This is a genomic window from Pontibacterium sp. (assembly GCF_041587635.1).
GTDB lineage: Bacteria > Pseudomonadota > Gammaproteobacteria > Pseudomonadales > Balneatricaceae > Pontibacterium.
Genome location: NZ_JBFGYC010000250.1, coordinates 1 through 5,578, shown reverse-complemented (window position 1 = coordinate 5,578; position 5,578 = coordinate 1). Strand labels below are relative to the sequence as shown.

The following is a 5,578-nucleotide window of genomic DNA, read 5'->3' as shown; positions in this document are numbered from 1 at the left end:
TTCTCCCGATAGATCACCATATCCACATCACCCGGCTTAACAACCGGACTGGGAACGCCTTCAAACCAGCGTACCGGACGCTGACAAACGTAGAGATCCAACTCCTGACGCAGCGCCACATTTAGCGAACGAATACCGCCACCCACCGGGGTCGTCAGCGGCCCCTTGATGCCCACCTTAAATTCCTTAAATGCGGCCAACGTCTCCTCTGGCAACCATGTATCCTGATCGTATACTTCAGTCGCTTTCTCACCGGCATAGACTTCCATCCAGGATATAGCGCGCTGCCCGCCATACGCCTTTTTAACCGCAGCATTCACCACACTGATCATAACCGGCGAGACATCCATCCCAATGCCATCACCTTCAATGTAGGGAATGATTGGATTACTAGGTACGTTAAGCGAGAAATCGTCATTCACCGTGATCTTCTGTCCTTCCGGAACCTGAATATTCTGGTATCCCATAACTATCTCCATTACCTGTAGTAGCCTACGCCCGCAACACTTCACGCAGACTCAATTGCGTTCTTAGAATTATCCTGTGCAGCGTGTAATATATAGCACAGCCAGAACGCGCCGTTGGCGCCCGACCTTTTCCCTTATACAAGAAGCATAGATGTCTAACGTTCTTCTTTTTAACAAGCCTTTCCACGTACTTTCCCAATTCACAGACAACGAAGGTCGCGACACCCTCGCGAACTACGTGAAAGAGAAAGGCGTATACGCTGCAGGCCGTCTTGATTACGACTCTGAAGGTCTGCTACTGCTGACCGACGATGGAAACGTGCAACACCAACTCGCCCACCCAAAATTTAAGATGGAAAAAACCTACTGGGTGCAGGTTGAAGGTGATATTGATGAAGATGCACTGCAGCGACTGCGCCAAGGCGTCGAACTGAAAGACGGAATGACACGTCCGGCAAAAGCCCAGCGCATGAGAGAGCCCGATATCTGGCCAAGACACCCTCCTATCAGAGAGCGTCGAAACCAGCCAACCAGTTGGGTAGAGATAAAGATTACAGAGGGGCGCAATCGACAGGTGCGCCGCATGACTGCCGCGGTGGGTTTTCCGACGCTCAGGTTAATTCGCTACGCCATTGGCAACTGGACGCTGAACGGGATTGAGCCGGGCACCTATCGCAGCGAGCAGATAAACTTACCCGCGCCGAAGAAAAGCACACGCCCCCGCACAGGAAAGCCCACTGGAAAATCTAATCCACGCAGGCGTTCCACACGATAAGAATCAGCGGATGTTTACCACTCTTCCGCTGCATCCATATCTGTCTTTTTCTGCTCAACCCATTCCTCACCGTCGCCGGTGATCTCTTTTTTCCAGAATGGCGCATCGCGTTTCAGATAATCCATAATGAAACGCGATGCGAGAAATGCGTTGTCGCGATGGGCGCTTCCCACACCGACAAACACAATATTCGCATTCAGCGCCAGCTCACCGACACGGTGAACGATAACAATATTGCCTAATTCCCAGCGCTCACGCGCCTGATCAGCAATCGACAACAGCGCTTTCTCTGTCATTCCCGGATAATGCTCCAGATAAAGCGCCTTGAGATGGTCATCAACAACCTCCATCTCCCTTACAATCCCGGTAAAGGTCACAATCGCACCGCTGGTCGCATCATCAGCCCGCACCTGCTCTGACAACTGGCCAATATTAAAATCGTCGGTCTGAACCTTTATATATGTACCGGACATCCGTATACCTCTGATAAATTACGTGAGCGCTGAAGGACTTATTACAGCGCATACAAGAAAAATAATAACATTAATGTTATCGTTTGCGCTTTTGTAAGATGCCAAAGGAAACGCTATGTGTTGGACGCCCCACGCAACTGTTGCCACTGTTGTAGAGCGTGATGGCCGTTTTCTGATGATCGAAGAGGTATCCAGCGGGCACGTCGTTCTAAATCAACCCGCCGGTCATCTGGAAGAAAACGAGCTGTTCGCTGAGGCAGCTCTGCGCGAGACAATGGAAGAGTCAGCCTGGAAAGTAGAATTAAAGTATGTGGTTGGGATGTATGCTTACAAGTCCCCGAACAGCAAAATCACGTATCACCGCCTTTGTTTCGCTGCTGACGCAGTACAGCATTATCCAGACAATCCTCTGGATGACGGCATCATCCGCACACTGTGGATGACGCGCGAAGAACTCGAAGCGAACAAAGAACGCTTGCGCAGCCCAACGGTACTGCGCTGTATTGATGATTATCTGGCGGGCAAGAACTACCCGTTAGATTTTGTATTTGAACATCTGGATTAAGAACAGAACAATCCCTCAATGACAGACACCGCAAACACCAAAGTAATCGTCGGCATGTCCGGCGGCGTTGATTCCTCAGTTTCTGCCCTGCTTCTGATGCAGCAAGGCTATCAGGTCGAAGGCCTGTTCATGAAAAACTGGGATGAAGATGACGGTACAGAATACTGTACGGCGAAAGATGATCTGGCCGATGCGCAGGCGGTATGTGATAAGTTAGGCATCCATCTGCACAAAGCAAATTTTGCCGCAGAATACTGGGACAATGTATTCGAGCACTTCCTGGAAGAATACAAGGCTGGCCGTACGCCCAACCCCGACATCTTGTGCAACCGTGAAATCAAGTTCAAAGCATTCCTGGAATACGCAAAAGCCTTGGGTGCAGAGCTGATTGCCACTGGCCATTACACGCGCCGTGGTGAAGTTGACGGTAAAGCAGCTCTGCTGAAAGGCCTTGATGCAAACAAGGATCAGAGCTATTTCCTGCACCAGGTAGGCACTGAAGAGCTGAAACAAACGCTATTCCCTGTAGGTGAATTAGAGAAACCAGAAGTACGCCGCTTGGCGGAAGAGCATGACCTAATCACCCACAATAAGAAGGACAGCACCGGTATCTGCTTTATCGGTGAACGTCGCTTTAAGGATTTTTTGCAGCAATACCTGCCCGCCCAGCCTGGCAAGATAGAAACGCCGGACGGCGAGGTGATAGGCGATCATTCCGGACTGATGTACTACACAATTGGTCAACGCCAGGGCCTGCATATCGGGGGGCTAAAAAATCACCCAGAAGCGCCTTGGTTCGTTGCTGACAAGGACCTGACTAGAAATGTTCTGATCGCAGTGCAAGGCAAGCAGCACGATCTGCTCTACACTGACTGGCTAACGGCATCGGATATTTTCTGGATCAGCGGCGAAGTACCTCAGCTGCCAATGACACTCAGAGCAAAAATCCGCTATCGTCAGGACGATCAGGGCTGCACGCTGTCTCTGAACGAAAAAGGCGAATACTATGTTTCGTTCGACGTGCCTCAACGGGCCATTACACCGGGACAATCTGTCGTATTCTACGATGGTGATATTTGCCTCGGTGGCGGTGTTATAGAGAATATGGGAAAAAATAATCATTCGGAGGAACTGGCCTGATGTCGCGCAAGCACGACGAACAAGCTATCGCTCTGGCCGGCCTTTTTCAGGCGGCCGCACTTGTAGAGCAGATTGCGACCCGTGGAATGGTCCCTCAAAACAGCCTTGAAACATCGCTGTACAGCACTTTCGTTACCAATCCCAGCTCAACAGAAGAGATTTACGGTGGCGCGCAAGAACTGCCATTCAATCTTCAGCTGGGCCTGCGCAATTTGCAGGATCTGGTTGAAAAGAAGCGCTCAGAACACAACAAAGACATTGTCCGTTATGCTTTAAGCATGATGCATCTGGAGCGCAAACTTAGCAGCGACAAAGAGATGATGCAGTCCGTGGGCTCCCGGCTGGATCAGATTCGCGAACAAGCGCGCTACTTCAGCCCGGAAAATGAAGATCCGATGCTAACGCCATCGACATTTTGCCATCCTAGCGTCATCGCCAACCTCGCAAGCCTCTATCAGGAAACCATCAGCACCTTTAGCTTCCGCATCCAGGTTGGAGGTGATCCCCGTCATCTGCAAAATGCAGAAAACGCTGCAAAGATCCGCGGACTGCTGCTTGCAGGTATCCGATCTGCCATGTTGTGGCGACAGGTCGGCGGCAAACGCTGGCATCTGTTCTTCTTTAAGTCCCGAATGCGGCCTTCATTGAAGAAGATCCAACCACATCCTTGAGCAACCCACGAACATGTTCCAGCTACCTGCCCTGATGGGCTGGAACAAACCTCTGGTAGCAAAAATATGCGCTTTACTGCTACCAGAACCTCCCGTATATCGCGCTGATCTATTGACCTAAAAGGAAAGTCTGGGACTTATTCTCCAGTTCTCTATAGCGCGAGCGGTTTTTTCGGTATAATGCCGCCCTTGATTTTTACTAGTGAACGAAGAGATCTATTCCATGGAGCTTTCCGCCCTTACAGCTGTATCCCCGGTTGACGGCCGCTACGGTAGCAAAACTGCTGACCTGCGCCCTGTATTCAGTGAATTTGGCCTGATCAAAGCACGCGTGACTGTTGAAGTCCGCTGGCTGCAGAAACTGGCTGCACACCCGCAGATCACCGAAGTACCAGCACTGAGCGACGAAGCTAATGCTGTGCTGAATGCACTGGTCGACAACTTCGGTCAAACCGAAGCTGAACGCGTTAAAGAGATCGAGCGTACAACCAACCACGATGTTAAAGCGGTTGAATACCTGATCAAAGAGCGTATCGCAGACAATGCTGAGCTGGCGGCAATCAGCGAATTCGTTCACTTTGCATGCACATCTGAAGACATCAACAACCTGTCTCACGCACTGATGCTGAAAGAAGGCATGGACGTAGTCCTGCCTATGATGCAACAGGTTAACGATGAGATTGCTACTCTGGGTCGCGAGCACGCAGCTGAGCCAATGCTGTCCCGTACCCACGGTCAGACCGCCTCACCAACCACCGTTGGTAAAGAGATGGCAAACGTTTCATACCGTTTGCAGCGTCAGATCAAACAACTTCAGAACAATGAAATTCTGGGTAAAATCAACGGTGCTGTAGGCAACTACAATGCACACATCTCTGCTTACGCAGACGTTGATTGGGTCGTAAACGCACAGGAATTCGTAGAAAGCCTGGGCCTGACCTTCAACCCATATACCACTCAGATCGAACCACACGATTACATCGCTGAGCTGTTCGATGCGGTTTGCCGCTTCAACACTATCCTGATCGACTTTGATCGCGACGTATGGGGATACATCTGCCAGGGTTACTTCAAGCAGAAAACCATCGCCGGCGAAGTAGGCTCCTCTACAATGCCGCATAAAGTTAACCCGATCGACTTCGAAAACTCCGAAGGTAACCTGGGCATTGCAAACGCAATCATGCAGCACCTGGCGGCGAAACTGCCAATCTCTCGCTGGCAGCGCGACCTGACCGATTCCACTGTACTGCGTAACATGGGCGTAGGTTTCGGTTACAGCATGATCGCTTACCAGTCCACGCTGAAAGGTATTAGCAAGCTGCAGATCAACCCAGCTGTTCTGGATGCCGATCTGGAAGGTTCCTGGGAAGTTCTGGCTGAGCCGATCCAGACTGTCATGCGTCGCCACGGTATCGAAGAGCCGTATGAGAAGCTGAAAGCCCTGACCCGCGGCCAGGAGATGAACAAAGAGACCATTCAGACGTTTA

The 5,578-nt window shown here is 50.9% G+C and carries 7 protein-coding genes; 5 read left to right on the top strand and 2 right to left on the bottom strand.

Annotation, left to right across the window (positions count from 1 at the left end):
- Positions 1-467: isocitrate/isopropylmalate family dehydrogenase (locus ABYW01_RS12665; protein WP_372833213.1), on the bottom strand; the 467-nt coding region annotated here is incomplete at its 3' end.
- Positions 468-618: 151 nt separating this feature from the next.
- Between ABYW01_RS12665 and ABYW01_RS12660 the strand changes: the two genes are divergently transcribed.
- Positions 619-1,242: a pseudouridine synthase gene (locus ABYW01_RS12660; RefSeq protein WP_372833210.1), complete on the top strand. Its 624-nt coding sequence runs from the start codon at positions 619-621 to the stop codon at positions 1,240-1,242.
- A 14-nt stretch (positions 1,243-1,256) separates the two neighbouring features.
- Here ABYW01_RS12660 and moaE read toward each other — a convergent pair whose 3' ends face one another.
- Positions 1,257-1,715 (bottom strand): molybdopterin synthase catalytic subunit MoaE, encoded by a 459-nt coding sequence (gene moaE, locus ABYW01_RS12655; protein WP_372833209.1) that lies wholly within the window; start codon positions 1,713-1,715, stop codon positions 1,257-1,259.
- A gap of 115 nt (positions 1,716-1,830) precedes the next feature.
- Here moaE and ABYW01_RS12650 point away from each other — a divergent pair, with 115 nt between their 5' ends.
- The 4 genes from ABYW01_RS12650 to purB all read left to right on the top strand — a co-directional run.
- Positions 1,831-2,280: an NUDIX hydrolase gene (locus tag ABYW01_RS12650; protein ID WP_372833208.1), complete on the top strand. Its 450-nt coding sequence runs from the start codon at positions 1,831-1,833 to the stop codon at positions 2,278-2,280.
- A gap of 18 nt (positions 2,281-2,298) precedes the next feature.
- Positions 2,299-3,420, top strand: coding sequence for a tRNA 2-thiouridine(34) synthase MnmA (gene mnmA, locus ABYW01_RS12645; protein ID WP_372833206.1), 1,122 nt, complete (start codon positions 2,299-2,301; stop codon positions 3,418-3,420).
- Positions 3,420-4,091, top strand: coding sequence for a high frequency lysogenization protein HflD (hflD, locus tag ABYW01_RS12640; RefSeq protein WP_372833204.1), 672 nt, complete (start codon positions 3,420-3,422; stop codon positions 4,089-4,091). The genes mnmA and hflD overlap by 1 nt, the downstream gene beginning before the upstream one ends.
- A 223-nt stretch (positions 4,092-4,314) precedes the next feature.
- Positions 4,315-5,578, top strand: a 1,264-nt coding sequence (gene purB, locus ABYW01_RS12635; RefSeq protein WP_372833216.1) for an adenylosuccinate lyase, incomplete at its 3' end; no start/stop codon positions are given.